19 protein-coding genes and 1 riboswitch are annotated in these 19,888 nt (G+C 75.2%); of the genes, 11 read left to right on the forward strand and 8 right to left on the reverse strand.

What is annotated here, in order from left to right; translation table 11 throughout:
• Positions 1-10 precede the first annotated feature (10 nt).
• Entirely contained in the window at positions 11-886 is an 876-nt protein-coding gene (locus LG324_RS09230) for a hypothetical protein (protein WP_404353029.1), read from the reverse strand.
• Entirely contained in the window at positions 886-2,514 is a 1,629-nt protein-coding gene (locus LG324_RS09235) for a hypothetical protein (RefSeq protein WP_404353030.1), read from the reverse strand. Before LG324_RS09235 ends, LG324_RS09230 begins: the two co-directional genes overlap by 1 nt.
• 110 nt (positions 2,515-2,624) lie before the next feature.
• Positions 2,625-2,697, reverse strand: a riboswitch (cobalamin riboswitch).
• A gap of 313 nt (positions 2,698-3,010) precedes the next feature.
• Here LG324_RS09235 and ileS point away from each other — a divergent pair.
• Positions 3,011-6,343 (forward strand): isoleucine--tRNA ligase, encoded by a 3,333-nt coding sequence (ileS, locus tag LG324_RS09240; protein WP_404353031.1) that lies wholly within the window; start codon positions 3,011-3,013, stop codon positions 6,341-6,343.
• A 115-nt stretch (positions 6,344-6,458) separates the two neighbouring features.
• Positions 6,459-6,893 (forward strand): GNAT family N-acetyltransferase, encoded by a 435-nt coding sequence (locus LG324_RS09245; protein WP_404353032.1) that lies wholly within the window; start codon positions 6,459-6,461, stop codon positions 6,891-6,893.
• 202 nt (positions 6,894-7,095) lie between these two features.
• On the opposite strand, the gene LG324_RS09250 is transcribed toward LG324_RS09245, so the two are convergent.
• Together LG324_RS09250 and LG324_RS09255 are read right to left on the reverse strand one after the other, a co-directional pair.
• Positions 7,096-7,473 (reverse strand): rhodanese-like domain-containing protein, encoded by a 378-nt coding sequence (locus LG324_RS09250; protein ID WP_207022830.1) that lies wholly within the window; start codon positions 7,471-7,473, stop codon positions 7,096-7,098.
• Positions 7,470-7,940, reverse strand: coding sequence for a cysteine dioxygenase (locus tag LG324_RS09255; protein WP_404353033.1), 471 nt, complete (start codon positions 7,938-7,940; stop codon positions 7,470-7,472). The genes LG324_RS09250 and LG324_RS09255 overlap by 4 nt, the downstream gene beginning before the upstream one ends.
• A gap of 348 nt (positions 7,941-8,288) precedes the next feature.
• On the opposite strand from LG324_RS09255, the gene LG324_RS09260 reads away from it, so the two are divergent.
• Positions 8,289-9,089 carry a class I SAM-dependent methyltransferase gene (locus LG324_RS09260; RefSeq protein ID WP_404353034.1) on the forward strand — a complete coding sequence of 267 codons (801 nt, stop codon included), beginning with the start codon at positions 8,289-8,291 and terminating at the stop codon, positions 9,087-9,089.
• Between the two features lie 52 nt (positions 9,090-9,141).
• Positions 9,142-10,533, forward strand: coding sequence for a bifunctional folylpolyglutamate synthase/dihydrofolate synthase (locus tag LG324_RS09265; protein WP_404353035.1), 1,392 nt, complete (start codon positions 9,142-9,144; stop codon positions 10,531-10,533).
• Between the two features lie 17 nt (positions 10,534-10,550).
• On the opposite strand, the gene LG324_RS09270 is transcribed toward LG324_RS09265, so the two are convergent.
• The 4 genes from LG324_RS09270 to LG324_RS09285 are packed head-to-tail and all read right to left on the reverse strand — an operon-like array spanning position 10,551 to position 14,076.
• Positions 10,551-11,162, reverse strand: coding sequence for a response regulator transcription factor (locus tag LG324_RS09270; protein ID WP_030527388.1), 612 nt, complete (start codon positions 11,160-11,162; stop codon positions 10,551-10,553).
• Entirely contained in the window at positions 11,159-12,337 is a 1,179-nt protein-coding gene (locus LG324_RS09275; RefSeq protein ID WP_051750314.1) for a sensor histidine kinase, read from the reverse strand. Before LG324_RS09275 ends, LG324_RS09270 begins: the two co-directional genes overlap by 4 nt.
• Positions 12,338-12,349: 12 nt before the next feature.
• A complete protein-coding gene (locus LG324_RS09280; RefSeq protein WP_404353036.1) occupies positions 12,350-13,168 on the reverse strand; it encodes an ABC transporter permease in 819 nt (272 codons plus the stop codon).
• Complete coding sequence (locus tag LG324_RS09285) at positions 13,165-14,076, reverse strand: ABC transporter ATP-binding protein (RefSeq protein ID WP_404353037.1); 912 nt, start codon at positions 14,074-14,076, stop codon at positions 13,165-13,167. The genes LG324_RS09280 and LG324_RS09285 overlap by 4 nt, the downstream gene beginning before the upstream one ends.
• 128 nt (positions 14,077-14,204) lie before the next feature.
• On the opposite strand from LG324_RS09285, the gene LG324_RS09290 reads away from it, so the two are divergent.
• The 7 genes from LG324_RS09290 (at position 14,205) to mrdA (ending at position 19,884) form a co-directional block, all read left to right on the forward strand.
• Positions 14,205-14,477 carry a hypothetical protein gene (locus LG324_RS09290; protein ID WP_030527384.1) on the forward strand — a complete coding sequence of 91 codons (273 nt, stop codon included), beginning with the start codon at positions 14,205-14,207 and terminating at the stop codon, positions 14,475-14,477.
• Positions 14,474-14,887, forward strand: coding sequence for a DUF4233 domain-containing protein (locus LG324_RS09295; protein ID WP_404353038.1), 414 nt, complete (start codon positions 14,474-14,476; stop codon positions 14,885-14,887). Before LG324_RS09290 ends, LG324_RS09295 begins: the two co-directional genes overlap by 4 nt.
• 9 nt (positions 14,888-14,896) lie before the next feature.
• Entirely contained in the window at positions 14,897-15,319 is a 423-nt protein-coding gene (ndk, locus tag LG324_RS09300) for a nucleoside-diphosphate kinase (protein WP_030527382.1), read from the forward strand.
• 224 nt (positions 15,320-15,543) lie between these two features.
• A complete protein-coding gene (locus LG324_RS09305; RefSeq protein ID WP_404353039.1) occupies positions 15,544-16,578 on the forward strand; it encodes a rod shape-determining protein in 1,035 nt (344 codons plus the stop codon).
• A complete protein-coding gene (gene mreC / locus LG324_RS09310; RefSeq protein WP_404353040.1) occupies positions 16,575-17,414 on the forward strand; it encodes a rod shape-determining protein MreC in 840 nt (279 codons plus the stop codon). The genes LG324_RS09305 and mreC overlap by 4 nt, the downstream gene beginning before the upstream one ends.
• Positions 17,411-17,902 carry a rod shape-determining protein MreD gene (locus LG324_RS09315; RefSeq protein ID WP_404353041.1) on the forward strand — a complete coding sequence of 164 codons (492 nt, stop codon included), beginning with the start codon at positions 17,411-17,413 and terminating at the stop codon, positions 17,900-17,902. Before mreC ends, LG324_RS09315 begins: the two co-directional genes overlap by 4 nt.
• Positions 17,899-19,884, forward strand: a complete 1,986-nt coding sequence (mrdA, locus tag LG324_RS09320; protein WP_404353042.1) for a penicillin-binding protein 2 — start codon at positions 17,899-17,901, stop codon at positions 19,882-19,884. The genes LG324_RS09315 and mrdA overlap by 4 nt, the downstream gene beginning before the upstream one ends.
• Positions 19,885-19,888 lie beyond the last annotated feature (4 nt).

Consider the following 19,888-nt stretch of genomic DNA (forward strand, 5'->3'; position numbering starts at 1 on the left):
CCCAGCCGGCTCAGGACGCGCGACGGCGCGAGACCCACACGGCGCCGCCGCCGACGAGCAGGACGAGCGCCGCGCCCACGGCGAGCGTGCCGAGGCCGCCGCCGTCGGAGGCCTCGGCGCTGGTCGGCGCCGCGGCGAGGCTCGGGGCGTCGGACGGGTCGCTGCCGGGGGTCGCGGCCGCGGTCGCCGAGGGGGAGGCCGACGTCGTCGGTGCGCCGGTGGGGGTCGCCGACACCGAGGGGGCCTTCGTCGCCGAGGGCTTCTTGGCCGTCGAGGACGACGCCGACGGGGACGCGCCCTCGGTGGTCGAGGAGCCCGAGGTCGCCGACGAGCCCGACGTCGTGCGCGGCGCGCTCGTGGTCTTCCGCGGGGTGGAGGTGGGCTTGCTGGTCTTCTTCGGCGTGGAGGTCGGCTTCGGGGTCGACGTCGCCGTCTTCGCGGGCGGGGCCGTGCCTGGGGCGCGGCCGGAGCCGAACTTCCAGCCCTCGACGCTGCCCGGCTTCGGGTCGTAGGAGCCCGCGCCGAGGCTGCTGTAGCTCCACGAGCCCCCGCGCGAGGCGTGGAAGTACGCCCAGTACGCCGAGGCGGGCGGGGTGTTGACGCACCCGGCCGAGCTCGGTGCGCCGTCGATCCGACAGACGAAGCCCGGCTGCCGCTGGACCTGGGTCACCGAGAAGCCGGCCTTGGCGAGGGCGTCGAGGCCGCTCGTCGGGTCACCCGGAGCGCAGCGGACCGCCGTCGAGGAGCCGAAGTCGACGACGACGGTGACACCGGTCGTGCCGGAGCACGCGGCGGCCGACGCCGGGGCCGCCGCCGCGACGACCCCGGCGGTGGCCAGGGACGCCGCGGCGGTGACCGCGAGGAGGCGGCTGAGGAGGCGACGCATCAGGCGTGCGCCCCCCGACGGCCGCGCGAGAGGGCGACGGCGACGCCGCCGAGGACGAGCAGGACGAGCCCGACGAGCACCGGGACGAGCGGCTCGGACCCGGTCTGGGCCAGCGACCCGGTCGGCCCCGCCGCGACCGGGTCGGTGGTCGAACCGCCACCGGAGCCCGCGGTGCCTGTCGGGTCGCTCGTCGAGCCACCCGTCGAGGTCGGGGCGGAGGTGGAGGTGGCGGACCCGGACGGGCTGGCCGTCGGCGAGGCCGACGCACAGGCGAGGTCCGGGGCCTCGGCGTCCGCGCCGCGGGCGGTCACCGAGCCGAGCGGGGTGCCGGCGAGGGCGAGGAGCGCCTGCGAGGTGGAGCGGCGGTCCTGGTCGCCCGGGGTGGCGTCCTGGCCCGCGGTGCGCTGCGCGTCGTAGGCGGCCTGGTCGTAGGCGATGCCACCGCGCAGGGCCGTGGGGAAGGTGCAGCCGTACTGCAGGCCGGTCAGGTAGCCGACGGCGGCACGGGCCTGCGCGGAGCGGCCCCCGGCGAGGAAGGCCTGGCCGGCGAGCCCGGTGCTGTTGGCGTTGACCGCGGCGGTCGGGCCGGCACCGCCGACGGCGCCGTCGGCGTTCTGGCGCCCGGCGAGGTAGTCCAGGGCGTCGGACACGGCCGAGGACGCGCCACCGACCGCCACGAGGGCCTGGACGGCCATCGCCGTCGCGTCGGGGTCGGCGTTCGCGGCGTCGGTGCACCCGGCGTCGGTCATGTAGAGGGCGAACCCGCCACCCGGGCACTGCTGCGCGAGAAGGTAGGCGCGCGCGTCGGCGCTGACGGTGGCGCCCGCACGGTGCAGGCCGATCAGCGCGAAGGACTGCCCGAAGACGTTCGAGTAGTCACCCCACGGCGACTGGTCGGCGAAGCGGCCCTGGGCGTTCTCCAGGCCCTCGAGCGTGTCGACGAGGTCCCAGCCGCCGAAGGCGGTCGGGTCGACGCCCTGGGCGACCGCGACGTTGAGCAGCTTGGCGACCGAGCCGGCGTAGACGTCGTCGACGGTCGCCGGGTCGCCGTCGTCGTAGCTGGCGTAGTTCTTGACGTTGTCGGCGAGGTACTGGGTCGCCAGGGTCGCCTCGTCCTGGCCGGTGCCGGCGGCCGCGAGGGCGAGCACCGCGTCGGCGGTCACGCCGTAGTCGGCGTACAGCGTCCCGGCCACGTCGACGGAGAAGTGGTGCCCGCCGTCGCGCAGCTGCTCCTCGAGGTAGTTGGCGCCGACGAGCACGGGGTTCGTGGAGGTGGCGGGACCCTGAGCGGCCGCGACGCCGTAGCGGCGGGCGTCTCCACCGGGGACGAGACCGGTCGGGGCCTCGTCGGTGGGGGAGGCCGAGGGCTTCGGCGAGGCGGGCGTCGTGGCCGACGGGCTCGGCTCGGCGGTCGCGGTGGCCGAGGGGCTCGGCTCGGCGGTCTCCGAGGGACTCGGCGACGCGGAGGCGTCCGGCGTCGTGGTCGCCGACGGCGAGCTCGTGGCGGTGGCGGACGGGGAGGGCGACGCGTCGTCGGCGTGCGCCACGGCGGGCGCGCCGACGAGCGCTGCGGAGAGCAGCAGGGCCCCGAGCGCGCGGGCGCCGGGACGGAGCGTGGTGGGGGACATGGGGCCTTCCTGAGCGGTTCGTGACGAACGCCCGACCCACCGGGACACCCCGGCACCCGGGCTCCGTCCCGCATTCCTCGACGAGTGTGATGGAGCCGCTCGCGCCCGCTGGGCATTCCGACTCGCCACCCTCGCGGGTGACCTACGGCTGCGGGACAGTGCCGGACTTCGACCGGCTTCCCCCAGGCGGGTGCGTGTGGTGTCGCGCTCACGTGCGACGCGGTGAGCCTACCCCCACGGGACGTCGGCGGGTACCACGCACCCGGCCCCGGTATCATCGGGCCCACAGGCGCTCGAGCCGTCATCAGCGGTGAGCCTCCGGAAGAACGGGACGCGAGTCCTCACTAGACCCGGACGTCGGGGTCACGTCACGACCTGGTGCAAGAGCGGTCGCCCTCCGGGGCGGCAAGCGAGGTGGTACCGCGGTGGTGCCCGGTCAGCAGCCGGAGCCGTCGTCCTCGACCCCACGAGTCGACGACCCGCAGGAGCAGCCCCGATGACCTACCCCAAGGTGTCCACCACCGGCGACCACACCGGTGCGGCCTTCGGCGTCCCCGCCAGCCCGCGCCTCCCGGAGGTCGAGGAGGCGGTGCTCGCGCACTGGGCGGCCGACGACACCTTCCGGGCCTCGGTCGAGCAGCGCGACGCGGGGGAGCGCGGCGAGAACGAGTTCGTCTTCTACGACGGCCCGCCCTTCGCCAACGGCCTCCCGCACTACGGCCACCTCCTGACCGGCTACGTCAAGGACGTCGTCCCGCGCTACCAGACGATGAAGGGCAAGCGCGTCGAGCGGCGCTTCGGCTGGGACACCCACGGCCTCCCGGCCGAGCTCGAGGCGATGCGCCTCAACGGCATCAAGACGACCGACGAGATCCTCGAGCTGGGCATCGAGAAGTTCAACGCGGCCTGCCGCGAGTCGGTCATGAAGTACACCGGCGAGTGGCGCGACTACGTGACCCGTCAGGCGCGCTGGGTCGACTTCGACCACGACTACCGCACGATGAACGCCGACTACATGGAGTCGGTCATCTGGGCCTTCAAGTCCCTGTACGACAAGGGCTACGTCTACGAGGGCTTCCGCGTCCTGCCGTACTGCTGGAACGACGAGACGCCGCTGTCCAACCACGAGCTGCGGATGGACGACGAGGTCTACCAGAACCGGCAGGACCCGTCGGTCACCGTCGGCTACCTCCTCGACGACACCGGCGCCGACCCGGTCCTCGACGGCGCGCACCTGCTCGTCTGGACGACGACGCCGTGGACGCTGCCGAGCAACCTCGCGGCGATGGTCGGCTCCGACATCGAGTACGTGGTCGTCGAGGCGCCCGTCCCCGGCACCGACCGCACGTCCCGCTACGTCCTCGCCGAGGCGCGGCTGGAGGCGTACAAGCGCGAGCTCGCCTCCGCCGAGGGCGAGTTCACCGTCGTCGGCCGCTACCAGGGTGCCGACCTCGTGGGCCGTACGTACACCCCGCCGTTCAGCTACTACGCCGGCCACGGCAACGCCTTCCGCATCGTCGCGGCCGACGACGCCGTGACGACCACCGACGGCACCGGCGTCGTCCACACCGCCGGCGCCTTCGGTGAGGTCGACAAGGAGGTGACCGACCGCGAGGGCATCGAGGCGGTCATGCCGGTCGGCAAGGACGGCCGCTTCACCGCGCCGGTCACCGACTACGAGGGCATCCAGGTCTTCGACGCGAACGCGCTCGTCATCGACCACCTCAAGGCCGCGACCCGCGGCGAGGGCGCGACCGGTGCGGTCTCGCCCGGCACGGTGCTGCTGCGCCGCGAGTCCTACGACCACAGCTACCCGCACTGCTGGCGCTGCCGCGAGCCCCTCATCTACAAGGGCGTGGAGTCGTGGTTCGTCGAGGTCACCGCCGTCAAGGAGCGGATGGTCGAGCTCAACCAGCAGATCACTTGGACGCCCGAGCACGTCAAGGACGGCCAGTTCGGCAAGTGGCTCGAGAACGCGCGCGACTGGTCCATCACGCGGAACCGGTTCTGGGGCAGCCCGGTCCCGGTCTGGAAGTCGGACGACCCGGCGTACCCGCGGATCGACGTCTACGGCTCGTTCGAGGAGCTCGAGCGCGACTTCGGCGACCTCCCGCGTGACCGCGACGGCAACCCCGACCTGCACCGCCCGTTCGTCGACGAGCTGACCCGGCCCAACCCCGACGACCCGACGGGCCGCTCGACGATGCGCCGCGTCGAGGACGTCCTCGACGTCTGGTTCGACTCCGGCTCGATGTCGTACGCGCAGGTGCACTACCCGTTCGAGAACGCGGACTGGTTCGCGGGCACCGAGACCGAGGACGCCCACTTCCCGGCCGACTTCATCGTCGAGTACATCGGGCAGACGCGCGGCTGGTTCTACACGCTGCACGTCCTCGCGACGGCGCTGTTCGACCGGCCGGCGTTCCGCTCGTGCATCAGCCACGGCATCGTCCTCGGCAACGACGGCCAGAAGATGAGCAAGTCGCTGCGCAACTACCCGGACGTGCGCGAGGTCTTCGACCGCGACGGCGCCGACGCGATGCGCTGGTTCCTCATGTCGAGCCCGATCCTGCGCGGCGGCAACCTCGTCGTCACCGAGGAGGGCATCCGCGAGGGCGTCCGGCAGGTCATCCTCCCGCTCTGGAACGTCTGGTACTTCTTCTCGCTCTACGCCAACGCGGCGAACGGCGGCGTGGGGTACGAGGCGCGCTGGTCGACGGCGTCCACGGACCCGCTCGACCGCTACCTGCTCGCCAAGCTGCACGACCTCGTCGGCACCGTCGAGGCGCAGATGGACGCCTCCGACGTCCCCGGCGCGAGCGAGTCGGTCCGGCAGTTCGTCGACGTGCTGACCAACTGGTACATCCGGCGGTCGCGAGAGCGGTTCTGGGACACCGGGTCCGGCGACTCCGCAGCCGCGGAGCAGGCGTTCGACACGCTCTACACGGCGCTCGAGGTCCTCACCCGCGTGGCGGCGCCGCTCCTGCCGCTCGTCACCGAGGAGGTCTGGCGCGGGCTGACCGGCGGCCGCTCTGTGCACCTCGCCGACTGGCCCGCCGCGGCCGACCTGCCGGCCGACGACGCGCTCGTCGCCGCGATGGACCAGGTGCGCGCGGTGTGCTCGACCGGCTCGTCGCTGCGCAAGGCCGAGGGCCTGCGCGTCCGCCTGCCGCTGCGCGAGCTGACCGTCGTGACGGCCGACCCGGAGGGCTTCGCGCCGTTCACGGCCATCGTCCGGGACGAGCTGAACGTCAAGGGCGTGACGGTCCTCGACGTGGCCGAGGCGCACGAGTCCGACTTCGGCATCTCGCAGCGCCTCACGGTCAACGCGCGCGCGGCCGGACCGCGCCTCGGCCGCGACGTGCAGACCGCCATCAAGGGCTCGAAGTCCGGCGACTGGTCGGTCGCCGACGACGGCACCGTCACCTCCGGCGGGCTGGCGCTCGTCGAGGGCGAGTACACGCTCGAGACGGTCGTCGAGGGCGGCGCCGGCGGCTCGCTGGCGACGGCGATGCTGCCCGGCGGCGGCTTCGTCGTCCTCGACACCGAGGTGACGCCCGAGCTCGCCCGCGAGGGCATCGCGCGCGACCTCGTGCGCGCCGTGCAGCAGGCCCGCAAGGACGCCGGGCTCGAGGTGTCGGACCGCATCCTCCTCGAGGTGTCGGGCGACCCCGAGGTCGACGCCGCGGTCGAGGCCCACGGCGCGCTCGTCGCGGGCGAGACGCTGGCCGAGCGGGTCGACGCGCTCGACTCGCCCGACGGCGAGCGGGTCGTGGTCGTCACGGTCGGCGACGGCCACACGGCGCACGTGCGGGTCACCCGCCGGTGACCCTGCCGGCCGGCCGCTCCCCCACGGGTCCCACGCGTATCGGGTCACCCGATACGGCCGCGCTCCACCCGGGAACCGTTCCCGGGTGAAGCGCGGCGGACCCGGGTAGAGCGGCGTGGACGGCGCCGACGACGGCCCGCACTCCGTGCTGACGTGGCCCGTGGTCCCACCGGCCGCCGGGCGGGTCCGGTTGCGAGGGTTCCGGGACGCCGACCTCCCGATGGTGCTCGACCTCGCCACCGACCCCTACGTGCCGGTCATCTCGACGCTGCCTGCCGGGGCCGACGAGGCGGATGCCCTCGCCTACCTCGAGCGGCAGCACGGGCGCCTCGGGGAGGGGCGCGGGTTCAGCTTCTGCGTCGCCCTCGCGGACACCGACGAGGCGGTCGGCACCGCCGGGCTCTGGGTCGACGACCTCGGGCACGGGCGCTTCCGGGCCGGCTACACCGTCGCGCCGTCGTGGCGGGGCCGCGGCCTGGCGACGGACGCGCTGCGGGCGCTGACGACGTTCGCGTGGGCCGTCGAGGTGGCACACCGCGTCGAGCTGTAGGTCGAGCCGTGGAACACCGCCTCCCTCGCGGTGGCGGAGCGGGACGGCTACGTCCGCGAGGGGCTGCCGCGCGACCACCACCGCTTCGGCGACGAGTGGCGGGACATGGCCCTGCTGGCCGCCGTCCGGCCCTGACCCCTTCCCCGCGTCGAGTGCGGAAGTGGTTGTCCGGGCGACCACTTCCGCACTCGACTGCGGAGGATCAGCGCTCTGGGAGGCCCGCGGCGCGCCACGCCGCGAAGCCGCCGTCGACGTCGGCGGCCCGCAGCACCCCCACGTCGCGCAGTGCGGCGGCGGCCAGCGAGGAGGTGTACCCCTCCTGGCAGATGACGACGACGCGCAGGTCGTCGCTCGCGATGGGCAGCGCGGCGTCGTTCGTCGGGTCGAAGCGCCACTCGAGGACGTTGCGCTCCACGACGAGCGCGCCCTCGGGCTCGCCTTCCTCGGCGCGCTGCGCGGCCGGCCGGATGTCGACGAGCACCGCCTCGCCGGCGGCGAGCTCGGCGTGCGCCTGCGCCGGGGTCAGACGCTCGATGCGGTCGCGCGCCGCGGAGAGCAGGAGGTCGACGCGGCTGGTCACCAGGCCTCCGCGGTGCGGGTGACGACGGGCTGCAGCACCCCGTCATGCTCCTCGTAGTCGGTCATCGACGCCAGCCGCGGGGCGTACACGTGCAGCGACACGGCCGGGTCCGGGCCCTCGTTCGAGACGCGGTGGACGTACTGCGCCCCGAACCCGTGGGCGTCGCCGCGCCGGTGGACGCGCCGCAGCCCGCGGACGAGCCCGTGCGCGGCGGTCCGTTCGACGAGCGCGCCCTGGAGGACGACGAAGGCGCCCGCGCTGCCGCCGTGGTCGTGCCACTCGGTGTGCTGACCCGGGAGCCACGTGAGCAGCCAGGCCTCGTGCCCGTCGGTCGCGAGCAGGCGTCGGTAGTAGCGGCGCTCGGGGTCGAAGTCGACGGCGGGCCGCCACAGGGCGGGATCGGTGGCGAGCCGGCGGGCGGCCTCGAGGGGGGTGGTCAGGGTTCGGGGTCGGGAGATGACGGTCATGGTGGATCCTTCGGGTGGCGATGCGTGCGGGAGGGGACGTCGCGGCGCGCGAGGGCGCGGCCGCTCGACGGCGGTCGGTGGGGGAGGTCGGGCGTGCGGAGCGGTCAGCGCGGACAGCGACGACCCGCCGGCACGGCCGCCGGGGAGCAGGTCGACGATCGGGGCGAGCTCATGCGACGACCGTAGATGACAAAGCAATGGTTATGCAATCCATAACCAACTGTTGACTTCTTGTGGCGTCCTCGTGGCGACCCGCCCGTCGGCGAGGGCTGTCGCCGCGCCGGTGCTCGGGCGTAGCGTGACCGGTTGCCCACGGACGCGCCCGCGCCCCGCCGGCGAGGAGGAGCCATGGCCAGCGACGAGGTGGACGGTGCCCGGACGTTCCGGCAGCCGGGCGAGGTCTACGACCGCTTCATGGGTCGCTACTCCCGCGCCCTGGCCCCCGTCTTCGCCGACGCCGCCGGCGTGGCAGCGGGGCAGCGCGCCCTCGACGTCGGCTGCGGTCCGGGCGCCCTGACCGAGGTGCTCGTGGACCGGCTCGGGGCTGCGGCCGTCACCGCCGTCGACCCGTCTCCGCCGTTCGTCGCCTCCTGCCGCGGGCGGTGCCCGGGCGTCGACGTGCGCGAGGGGCGGGTCGAGGCGCTGCCGGTCGACGACAGTACCCACGACGTCGCCCTCGCCCAGCTCGTCCTGCACTTCGTGAGCGAGCCCACCGCGGCCGCCGCCGAGATGGTCCGCGTCGTGCGCCCGGGCGGGACGGTGGCCGCCTGCGTCTGGGAGTTCTCGGCCGGGATGGAGATGCTCCGCCTCTACTGGGACGCCGCCCTCGACGTCGACCCCGAGGCCCCCGACGAGGCACGCACCCTCCGGTTCGGGCGGCCGGGCGAGATCGCCGACCTCTTCTCGGCGGCCGGGCTGGGCGAGGTCGAGGAGAGCGTGCTGGCCGTGTCGTCGACCTACGCGGACGTCGACGAGCTCTGGACGGGCTTCCTCGCGGGCATCGGACCGGCGGGCAGCCACCTCCTCGGCCTGCCCGAGGAGCAGCGCGCCCGGGTGCGCTCCGGCGTCGAGCAACGCCTCGGCGGGACGGGTGGGCCGTTCACGCTGGGCGCGACCGCGCGCTGCGCGGTGGCCCGCCGCCCCGCGTGAAAGGGCACCGGCCGGTTCCCGTGGCGGCCGTGGGATGCGGGAGGATGGGCGGGTGAGCCCTGCACCCGACGCCGCCCAGCGCGAGGCCGCGCACGCCATCGAGGTCCGCAAGCGCCTGCGCGAGGTCGAGGAGTCCATCCTCTCCCGCGCGCCCGAGCACGACCTCCAGCCCTCGCTCGACCGCATCTCGGCCGTCATGGAGCTCGTCGGCGACCCGCAGCGCACCTTCCCGGTCGTGCACGTCACCGGCACCAACGGCAAGACCAGCACCGCGCGCATCATCGAGTCGGTGCTGCGCGAGATGGGCCTCAAGACAGGCCGGTTCACCAGCCCGCACCTGCACTCGATGCTCGAGCGGATCGCGGTCGGGGGTCGCCCGGTCGACGCCGAGCGCTTCCTCGCCGCCTACGACGACGTCATCCCGTTCGTCGAGATCGTCGACGCGCGCTCAGCGGCCGAGGGCGGCCCGCGGATGACGTACTTCGAGGTCCTCGTCGCGGTCGCCTACGCGGCGTTCGCCGACCTGCCCGTCGACGTCGCCGTCGTCGAGGTCGGGATGGGCGGCGCGTGGGACGCGACCAACGTCGTCGACGCCCCGGTGTCCGTCATCACGCCGATCGACGTCGACCACCGGCACTTCCTCGGGGACACGCCGGCCGAGATCGCGCAGGAGAAGTCCGGCATCATCAAGGCCGACGGCATCGCCGTGTCCGGCGTGCAGGACGACCGCGACGCGGCCGAGGTCCTCGTCGACCGCGCGGCCGAGGTCGGTGCGCGGATCGTGTTCGAGGGCAACGACTTCGGAGTCACGACACGCGAGGTCGCGGTCGGCGGTCAACAGCTGTCGCTCAAGGGTCTCGCCGGCGAGTATCCCGACCTGTTCCTGCCGCTGCACGGCGCCCACCAGGCGCAGAACGCCGCCGTGGCCGTCGCCGCCGTCGAGGCGTTCGTCGGGGGCGGCGAGCAGGCGCTCGACGTCGAGGTCCTGCGCGCCGGCCTCGCCGCGGTCGAGTCGCCCGGCCGCCTCGAGATCGTCCGTCGCAGCCCGACCGTCCTCGTCGACGCCGCCCACAACCCCGCCGGTGCCCGGGCGCTGCGCGACACGATGTCGGACGCGTTCACCTTCGTCAAGCTCGTCGGGGTCGTCGCCGTCATGGCCGACAAGGACGCCGCCGAGATGCTCGAGGTCCTCGAGCCGCTGCTCGACGAGGTCGTCGTCACCCGCAACACCTCGCCCCGCTCGATGCGCCCGCGCGAGCTCGGCGAGCTGGCGGCCGAGATCTTCGGCGAGCACCGCGTCACCGTCGTCGACGACCTGCCGGACGCCCTCGACCGGGCGGCGGGCCTCGCCGACGAGGGCGGCGTCGCCGGCGGCGTCCTCGCCACCGGCTCGGTCGTCACGGCCGCCGAGGTGCGGATGCTCCTCGGCACCACCGACGTCTGACCGCCGGCAGCGCGGCCTCAGAGCCAGCCGGCCTCGCGGGCGACGCGCACCGCGTCGGCGCGGTTGCGGGCCGTGGTCTTGCCGATGACGGAGCTGAGGTGGTTGCGCACCGTGCCCTCCGAGAGGTGCAGGGTCCGGGCCAGCTGCGCGATGGTCGCGCCCGACTCGGCGGCCCGCAGCACCTCGGTCTCGCGCGGGGTGAGCGGCGAGTCGCCGAGCGCCAGGGAGTCCGCGGCCAGCGCCGGGTCGACGACCCGCAGCCCGGCGTGCACGCGCCGGACAGCATCGGCCAGGGCGTGGGCCGGGGTGTCCTTGACGACGAACCCGGACGCGCCGGCCTGCATCGCCCGGCGCAGGTAGCCCGGGCGGCCGAAGGTCGTGACGACGAGCACCCGCACGTCGGGGTGGCGCTCGCGCAGCAGCGCGGTGGCGTCGATGCCGTCACCACCGGGCATCTCGACGTCCATGAGCACGACGTCGGGCGTGGTCTCGGCGACGATGCGGGCGACGTGCTCGCCGTCCTCGGCCTGGCCGACGACCTCGAGGTCGGGCTCGAGGTCGAGCAGCGCGGCGAGGGCGCCGCGCACGAGGGCCTGGTCGTCGGCGAGGACGACGCGGATGGGGGTCACGGACGGCTCCCGGTGTCGGTGGCGGAGACGACGATCTCGAAGCCGCGGGGCTCGAGGCGGCGTGCGGTGAGGACGGCGCCGGCGGTGCGCGCTCGTTCGGCGAGCCCGCGCAGACCGTGGCCGGCCGAGCGGGCGGCGGGACCTCCGGGCGGCACCCGTCCGTCGTCGGCGAGGCGCAGGCCGCCGTCGTCGATGGTGACCCGGCAGGTGCTCGCCCCGCTGTGCCGGATGACGTTCGTGACGCCCTCGCGGACGGTCCACGCGTAGAGCTCGCGCAGGTCGGGGGCGACCCCGTCGACCCGGCGCGGCAGGTCGGCCTCGATGCCCGCGGACGACAGTGCGGCCCGCGCGCGGGCGATCTCGCCGGCGAGCGAGATCTCGCGGAAGCCCTCGACCGCCCCGCGGACGTCGGCCAGCGCCTCGCGGGCGAGCGACTCGACCTCCTCCACCTCGGCCTTCGCGCGGGCCGGGTCGAGGTCGACGAGCCGGGCCGCGAGCTCGGCCTTGACCCGGATGACGGTGAGCGAGTGGCCGAGGATGTCGTGCAGGTCGCGGGCGACCCGGTTGCGCTCGTCCTCGACGGCGAGGCGGGCGTTCTCGCGCTGGGCCTCGGCGAGGTCGCGCGAGCGGCGGACGGCCACCATCCCGCTCGTGATGGCCAGCACCGCGAAGGCGATGGCGAAGCTCAGGCTGTTGTCGCGCTCCCACCCCGGGACCCGGTGTGCGAGAACCTCGTAGAGCGCGGCGAGACCGACCGCGATGACGTAGGGGACCCACCCGCCGAAGGTCCACATCGCCGACACGGCGACGAAGACCCAGGTCGCGGTGGCCGTCTGCCCGATGACGAGCACGCAGCCGGCCGACAGCGCGGAGAGCAGGGCGAAGCGCAGGGCGCGCGGCCACGGGCCGCCCTCCGGCGTCGTGACGCCCGACCGCGAGACGCCCGGCAGCGGGGAGACGACGTAGTGCCACACGTAGACGACGACGAAGAGCGCGAGCAGGCCGACGCCGGCCACCCGGTCCGCCCCGGTCGTCCGCCACGCGGTGACGAGGGGCTCGAGGAGGTAGACGACCCAGATGAGCCCGATGAGCCGCCGCGCGACCCCCGCCGACGCCGGGACCGGCGCGACGAGGTCGTCCTCGTCCCGCCGGCTCGCCCACGGCCGCCCCGTCACGCTCACAGGGTGTCAGACCCGGTCGGTGTCACGGCGGAAGCGCCACACGGCTCCCGCGACGAACAGCGCACCCCAGACGACGAGGTCGAGCACCCAGGAGACGTGGAAGGCGTCGTGCGTGCCGGCGGTGGTCAGCGTCAGGGGCCAGTGGGCCAGCTGGCTCAGGCCGTAGATCGGGGTGTACTGCGCGATCTGCCCGTAGAGGGAGTCGGTCGGGAGCGGTCCCGAGAACAGCCCGCCGAGGATGGCGAGGACGGCGAGCAGGGGCCCGAGGAACTGCATCGCGTTCTCGCTGGGCAGCAGGTAGCCCATGAAGAGCCCGAAGGCGGCGAAGACGAGCGACCCGACGACGATGACGAGCGCCATCTGCCACCACGGCGCGAGCCGGATGAGGTGCGCGGTCCCGGTGGCGGCGCCGACGGCGAAGGTCACCAGCGTGGCGCAGGTGCCGAGCACGACGGCGACGAGCATCTTGACGAGGACGTGCGACACCGGTCGGGCCGGGGTGAGCCGCAGCTGCCGGCTCCACCCGGCCGCGCGCTCGATCGAGACCGACGCGCCGGCTGACGTCGAGGCCATCACCGCGCCGTAGACCGCCATGCTCGCCATGACGTAGGCGCCGACGTTGGCGACGGCGTGCGGTCCGAGCACGTCGTCCTGGCCGGTGATCTGGCTGCCGATGAAGACGAGCATCACCGCGGGGAAGACGAAGGTGAACACGAGGACGCGGCGGTTGCGCACGAGCCGGCGCAGCTCGATGCGCAGCACGGTCGGGTTGAGCAGGGGGCGGCGCGGGGCCGGTCGGGCCGTCGACGTGGGCAGGGCGGTCATCGGGGGAGTCCTTCGGTCGTGGGGGCGGTGGCGTCCTCGCTGGTGAGCGCGACGAACGTGTCCTCGAGGCGCCGGCCGGCGATCTCGAGGTCGCGGGCGGCGGTGGCGGTGAGCAGGTGCCGGGCGAGGGCGTCCGAGTCGGTGCTCACGACGGAGATCGCGGCGCCGCGCACCTCGACCTCGACGACGCCCGGCAGCGCCCGCAGCGCGTCGGCGTCGGCGCCGGGCAGGGTGGCCCGCACGACGCGGCCCGCGCTCATCGCACCGAGCTCGGCCGGCGTGCCGTCGGCGACGACCCGTCCGCCGCGGACGACGACGACGCGGTCGGCCCAGGTCTCGGCCTCCTCGAGGTAGTGCGTCGCGAAGACGACGGTGCGCCCCTGCGCGGCGTCCGCGTGGATGGCCTGCCAGAAGGCGCGGCGGGCGGAGACGTCCATCCCGGTCGTCGGCTCGTCGAGGACGACGAGCTCGGGGTCGGGCACGAGCGCCATCGCGAAGCGGGTGCGCTGCTGCTCGCCGCCGGAGCAGTCCTTGATGCGGCGGCCGGCGATCGCGGTGACGCCCGCGGCCTCGAGCGCCTCGTCGACCGGCCGCGCGGACGGGAAGAGCGCGGCGGTGTACTCGACGCTCTCGCGGACCGTCAGGTCCTCGAGGAGGCCGCCGGACTGCAGCACCGCCGAGACGAGACCCCGGTCGACGGCCTCGCGCGGGTGCATCCCGAAGACGGAGACGTCGCCGTCGCTCGGCGTGCCGAGGCCGAGGACGAGGTCGATCGTCGTCGACTTGCCGGCGCCGTTCGGGCCGAGCAGCGCGACGACCTCGCCCTGGCCGATCGTGAGGTCGATGCCGTCGACGGCGCGCACGTCGCCGAAGTGCTTGCGGAGTCCCCTGAGGGTGATCGCGTCCATGGCCACGACCCTCCCGTGGGCGGCGGCCGGACGCCTCGGTCGGCCGTCACGAGAGCGCCGTGACGTCCGCGCGCGTCGGTGCGTGACGGATGTCAGGGCCTCCCGGCGGGCTCGCCTACGCTGGACGCATGACCCTGCTCAAGCTCGTGCTGATCGTGGCCGCGCTCGTGGCCGTCTGGTACGTCGTCCGGGCGGTGCGCGCGCAGCAGGGCGGCGCCGACGTGACGTTCACCCCGGTGGAGGAGCTCTCGGCGGACGTGCGGCAGGTCATCGACGCCTCGCTCGCGCAGGGGCAGGCGGTCGCGGCGATCAAGCACTACCGGGCGGCGACCGGAGCGAGCCTCGCGCAGTCCAAGGCCGCGGTCGAGACCTACAGCTGGAAGAGCGGCGGGCCCCGATGAGACGCCTGCACCTCTACGGGCAGCAGGGCAAGCTGACCTTCCGTCTCCTGGCGGTCGTCCTCGTCGGGCAGGCGATCGTGCTGTCGTTCTTCGCGCTCGTCGCCCGCGCGCAGGCCATCGCCGACGGGCGTCCCGACGACGGCGGCCGCCTGCTGTGGGTCGGGATGGGGCTGGCGCTCGCGGCGGTCGTCGCCGGTGGCCTGATGCGCCGTCCGTACGGCATCACCCTCGGCTGGCTCGTCCAGCTCGCGACCTGGCTGAGCGCGGTGCTCGTCCCCGCGATGATCGGGGTCGCCGTCGTCTTCACGGCGCTGTGGGTGCTGCTGCTCGTCCAGGGGGTCAAGGCGGACGCGCTCGTCGCCCGGCACGAGGCCGAGGTGGCCGCCGGGGGCGCGGTCGCCGCCGACTAGTCTGGGCGCGTGACCACCGAACGCTCCCTCGTCCTCGTCAAGCCCGACGGCTACGCCCGCGGCCTCACCGGGGAGGTCCTGCGCCGCATCGAGGCCAAGGGCTACCGCCTCGCCGCGCTCAAGGTCGTCAGCCCGACGACCGACATGCTGCACCGCCACTACGCCGAGCACGAGGGCAAGCCGTTCTTCGAGCCGCTCGTCGAGTTCATGTCCTCCGGCCCCGTGACGGCGGTCGTCATCGAGGGCGAGCAGTGCATCGCGGGCTTCCGCTCGCTCGCCGGCGCCACTGACCCGACGAAGGCCGCGCCCGGCTCGATCCGCGGCGACCTCGGCCGCGACTGGGGCGCCAAGGTGCAGAAGAACATCGTCCACGGCTCGGACTCCCCGGAGTCGGCCGCCCACGAGATCGGCATCTGGTTCCCCGAGCTCTGAGCCCCACGAGCACCACGCGTATCGGGTGACCCGATACGCCCGCGCCTCACCCGACAACGGTTCTCGGGTGAGGCGCAGCCAGGTCGGGCGAGGCGCGCGCCGCCCGCCCCGGCGAGGCACCACGCGTCACTCCCGTCACACCGACCACGGGATGCCGGAGCGCCTCGCCCCTCCCCGGCGTTGCGTCCCCGGCCCACCGGTGGGCCCGGCCTAGCCTGCACCGCATGAGCGGCTGGTCGACGGGATGGGTCCGGGGGAGGGACCTCGCCATCGACCTCGGCACCGCCAACACCGTCGTCTACGAGCGCGGCCGCGGCGTCGTCCTCGACGAGCCGTCGGTCGTCGCCGTCCGCGCCGGCACCGGCGAGCTCGTCGCCGCCGGCCGCCGCGCCAAGGAGATGCTCGGGCGCACGCCCGAGGCCGTCACGGCGGTCCGGCCGCTGCGCGACGGCGTCATCTCGGACGCCGACGTCACCGAGCGGATGATCCGCTGGTTCGTCGACCGCGTCGCCCCCTCGCGCCTGCGCCGGCCGCGGGTCGTCGTCTGCGTCCCGAGCGACATCACGAGCGTCGAGCGCCGCGCCCTCGAGGACGCCACGCTGCGCTCGGGCGCGCGCCGGGTCCACGTCGTCGAGGAGACGATGGCCGCCGCCATCGGCGCCGGCCTGCCCGTCGAGGGCACCGAGGCCTCGATGGTCGTCGACATCGGCGGCGGCACGACCGACGTCGGGGTCATCAGCCTCGGCGGCATCGTCGTCAGCCGCACGGTGCGCCTCGGCGGAGACGAGATCGACGAGGCGCTCGTCGCCTTCGTCAAGGCCGAGTACTCGCTGCTGCTCGGGGAGTCGAGCGCGGAGCGGCTGAAGATCGCAGTCGGGTCGGCCTTCCCGCTCGTCGAGGAGCTGACCGAGCGGGTCCGGGGGCGTGACCTCGTGACGGGGCTGCCGAAGACGGTGACCATCGGCTCGGCCGAGGTGCGCCGGGCCATCGAGACACCGGTCGCCCGGATCGTCGACCTCGTCCGGTCCGTCCTCGACGTCTGCCCGCCCGAGCTCGCCGGCGACGTCGTCGACCGCGGCATCGCCCTGACCGGCGGGGGAGCCCTCCTGCGCGGCCTGGACGAACGGCTCTCGCACGAGCTCGGGGTCCCCGTCCGTGCGGCCGAGGAGCCGCTGCACGCCGTCGCCCGCGGCGCGGGCCGGTGCGTCGAGGAGCTCGCGACGCTCCACCGCGTCCTCGTCGACACCCGCCGGCCGTGACCCGCGACCGACACCGCCGCCCCCGCGGCCGGCGCGTCGTGGCCGGGCTCGCCGTCGCGACCGCGCTCGTCCTCGCGCTCGACCTGTCCGGAGCCGTCGACACCTCACCCGTCCGCGGTCTCGCCGCCGCCGGTCTCGGGCCGCTCGAGCGCGCCGTCGGTCCGCGCGAGGACGAGGCCGCGCGCCTGCGGGCCGAGAACACCCGCCTGACGACGCGCCTCGCCGACACCGAGCAGCGCCTGGCCGCCGCCGAGCGTGCCGACGCCCTGCTCGACACCCCCACCCTGCGCGGGCTGACCCTCGTCGCGGCCCGCGTCGTGGGGGTCGGGCCGTCCGGACCGGCGGGGCCCGAGCGGGTCACCCTCGACGTCGGGGCGCGCGACGGGGTGCAGACCGACCGCGCCGTCGTCACCGCCGACGGGCTCGTCGGCCGCGTGGTCGCGGTCGGGCCGTGGACGTGCGACGTCCTGCTCCTCGGCGGACGCGAGGTCGCCGTCGGCGTGCGGGTCGGACCGCGGGGCGTCCTCGGTGAGGTGTCCGCGGCGGCGCCCGCGGGCGCGCCCGCGCCGAAGCCCGGCACCCTCGCGCTCGCCCCGGTCACCGGCGGAGCCCTCGCCACCGGCGACACCGTGACGACGCTCGGCAGCCCCGGCGACCGGCCGTTCCCGGCCGGCCTCGTCGTCGGGACGGTCACCGCCGTCGACGACGCCCGGGGACGGCCGACGGCCGGCGGGGTCGTCACCCCCGCCGTCGCGCCCGCCACGCTCGACGTCGTCGGCGTCGTCCTCGGTGAGCGCCGCGCGCAGCCGCGCCCGTCCGCGACCGCGGGGGGATGATGCGACCCCTCGGGCTTCTCACGCGGACCGCCCTCCTCGTCCTCGCGGCCGTCCTGCTCGCCGCGCTCGCGGCCCGGCACGTGCGGCCGGTGCCCGACCTCGTCGCGGTGCTCGTCGTCGGCTGGGCCCTCTGGCGCGGACCCGTCGCGGGCGCGCTCGCCGGGCTCGCCGGTGGATGGGCCCTCGACTTCGTGCCGCCCGGCGCCGACCTGCTCGGGCTGCACGCGCTCGTCTACGCCGGGGCCGGGCTGCTCGCCGGCCGCCTGCGCGTCGAGGGCCCGGTCGGCGCAGCGCGCGTGGCCGGGACCGCCCTCGTCGTGTCGGGGCTCGTCGAGGGGGCGGACGTGCTGCGGGCCCTGTCGGTCCGGGCGCCGGTCGACCTCGGCGAGGTGGTGGTGCGCGTGCTGCTCACCGCGACCGTCGCCGCGCTCGTGGTCCCGCTCGTGGTCCGCGCCGAGCGCGCGGTGGTGCGGCGGAGGTTCGGATGAGCGTCGTCGGCCGGCGCGGCCGCGTCACGGCGGTGCTCGTGGCCGTCGTCGTCGCCTTCGCCGGACTCGTGGTCCGGCTCGGCGAGGTGCAGCTCGCGCAGGCCGACGACCTCGCCGCCCGCGCGGTCGCGCTCGACACCCGGACGGTCCTCGTGCCGGCGCTGCGCGGGCGCATCCTCGACGCCCACGGCCGCGAGCTGGCGGGGCACCGGACGAGCACCGTCGTCACCCTCGAGCGCCGGGTCGTCGCCGACGACCGTGATGCCGCCCAGGCCGAGGTCCGCGAGGTCGCCCGGGTGCTCGGGCGCCCGCCGGAGGACCTGCTCGGGAGGCTCTGGCTGTGCGGCGAGGACGGCGCCCCGGCCGCGCCGGCGTGCTGGGCCGGGTCCGCCCAGGTGCCGGTCCCGCTCGCCGCGGACGTCGACCCGGCCCGCGCGCTCTCGCTCGTCGAGCGCCCCGACCGGTTCCCCGGCGTCGCCGTGTCCTCGGTCCCGGTCCGGACCTACCCCCGTCCGGCGGGCGCCCAGGCCGCGCAGGTGCTCGGCTACCTCGGTCGGGCGACCGCGGAGGACCTCGCGGCCGACCCGACGCTGCACCCCGACGACCTCGTGGGACGCGCGGGGCTGGAACAGCAGTACGACCGGGAGCTGCGGGGGACCCCCGGGCGGACCGTCGTGTCGGTCGACGCCCGCGGCCTCGTGACCGGGGTGGTGTCGCGGGTCGACCCCGTGCCCGGCCGTGACCTCGTCACCTCGCTCGACGCGACCGTGCAGGCCCGCGCCGAGAAGGCCCTCGCGACGGAGATGCGACGCGCGCGCGGCCGCGGATGGCCGGCCGACTCCGGCGCGGTCGTCGTCCTCGACCCCCGCTCCGGCGCGGTGGCCGCCCTCGCCAGCCTGCCGACGTACGACCCCAACGTGTGGACCGGCGGCATCTCGTCCGCCGACTACCGGCGCCTCACCGACCCCGCGGCGGGGACGCCCATGCTGTCCCGCGCCACCGACGTGGGCTTCGCCCCGGCGAGCACGATGAAGCCCGCGTCGGTCGCCGCGGCCGTCCGCGACGGGCGCTCGCTGCGCGCCACCTACGACTGCCCGGCGGTCTACCGGATCGGGAACCGCGACTTCAAGAACGTCGACAGCGCGCCGCGGGGCCGCATCAGCCTGGCGACGGCGGTCGAGATCTCCTGCGACACCGTCTTCTACCGGCTCGCGCACGACGCGTGGCTGCGCCAGGGTGGGCCCGACGCGCCGGTCACCACCCCCGACCCGTTCGCCTCGACCGCACAGGGTCTCGGCCTCGGCCGCGCGACGGGCGTCGACCTGCCGAGCGAGTCGGCGGGCCGGGTGCCCGACCGCACCTGGCGACGCGCGCAGTGGGAGCAGCAGAAGGACGAGCTGTGCCGCCGGGCGCGGACCGGGTACCCGGAGGTCGCCGACCGCGAGCGGCGCCGCTTCCTCACCGAGGTCGCGCGCGAGAACTGCGCGACCGGCTGGCAGCTGCGCGCCGGCGACGCGGCCAACTTCGCCATCGGGCAGGGCGACGTCCTCGCGACGCCCCTGCAGATGGCCGTCGTGTACGGCGCGATCGCCGACGGCGGCACCGTCCGCACCCCGCGCGTCGGGGCGACCCTCGTCGACCCGGTCTCGGGCGAGCGGACGGCGCTCGACCCCGGCCCGACCCACCGGGCGCCGATGAGCGCGGCCACCGACCGCTACCTCCGCTCGGCCCTGCGCAGGGTCGTCACCTCGGGGACGGCGGCCGCCGCCTTCGCCGGGATGCCGGCGGACTGGCCGGTCGCGGGCAAGACCGGCACCGGCGAGGTCGTCGGGAAGCGCGACACCTCGTGGTTCGTCTCCTACGCACCGGCCACCCGGCCGCGCTGGGTCGTCGCCGCCGTCGTCGCGCAGGGCGGCTCCGGCGGCTCGACGGCCGCGCCGGTGACGCGCGCGGTGCACCTCACCCTGCGCGGGCTGGGCTGAGCGT

The organism is Phycicoccus jejuensis (genome assembly GCF_044797865.1).
GTDB lineage: Bacteria > Actinomycetota > Actinomycetes > Actinomycetales > Dermatophilaceae > Phycicoccus > Phycicoccus jejuensis.

What these genes read in the sequence shown, in the direction of transcription:
- LG324_RS09255 (WP_404353033.1), bottom strand. Translation starts at nt 7,940, where the DNA reads ATGACCGTCATCTCCCGACCCCGAACCCTGACCACCCCCCTCGAGGCC.
- LG324_RS09280 (WP_404353036.1), bottom strand. Translation starts at nt 13,168, where the DNA reads ATGACCGCCCTGCCCACGTCGACGGCCCGACCGGCCCCGCGCCGCCCC.
- LG324_RS09285 (WP_404353037.1), bottom strand. Translation starts at nt 14,076, where the DNA reads ATGGACGCGATCACCCTCAGGGGACTCCGCAAGCACTTCGGCGACGTG.
- LG324_RS09315 (WP_404353041.1), top strand. Translation starts at nt 17,411, where the DNA reads ATGATGCGACCCCTCGGGCTTCTCACGCGGACCGCCCTCCTCGTCCTC.
- LG324_RS09305 (WP_404353039.1), top strand. Translation starts at nt 15,544, where the DNA reads ATGAGCGGCTGGTCGACGGGATGGGTCCGGGGGAGGGACCTCGCCATC.
- LG324_RS09290 (WP_030527384.1), top strand. Translation starts at nt 14,205, where the DNA reads ATGACCCTGCTCAAGCTCGTGCTGATCGTGGCCGCGCTCGTGGCCGTC.
- ileS (WP_404353031.1), top strand. Translation starts at nt 3,011, where the DNA reads ATGACCTACCCCAAGGTGTCCACCACCGGCGACCACACCGGTGCGGCC.
- LG324_RS09295 (WP_404353038.1), top strand. Translation starts at nt 14,474, where the DNA reads ATGAGACGCCTGCACCTCTACGGGCAGCAGGGCAAGCTGACCTTCCGT.
- LG324_RS09235 (WP_404353030.1), bottom strand. Translation starts at nt 2,514, where the DNA reads ATGTCCCCCACCACGCTCCGTCCCGGCGCCCGCGCGCTCGGGGCCCTG.
- mrdA (WP_404353042.1), top strand. Translation starts at nt 17,899, where the DNA reads ATGAGCGTCGTCGGCCGGCGCGGCCGCGTCACGGCGGTGCTCGTGGCC.
- LG324_RS09230 (WP_404353029.1), bottom strand. Translation starts at nt 886, where the DNA reads ATGCGTCGCCTCCTCAGCCGCCTCCTCGCGGTCACCGCCGCGGCGTCC.
- LG324_RS09260 (WP_404353034.1), top strand. Translation starts at nt 8,289, where the DNA reads ATGGCCAGCGACGAGGTGGACGGTGCCCGGACGTTCCGGCAGCCGGGC.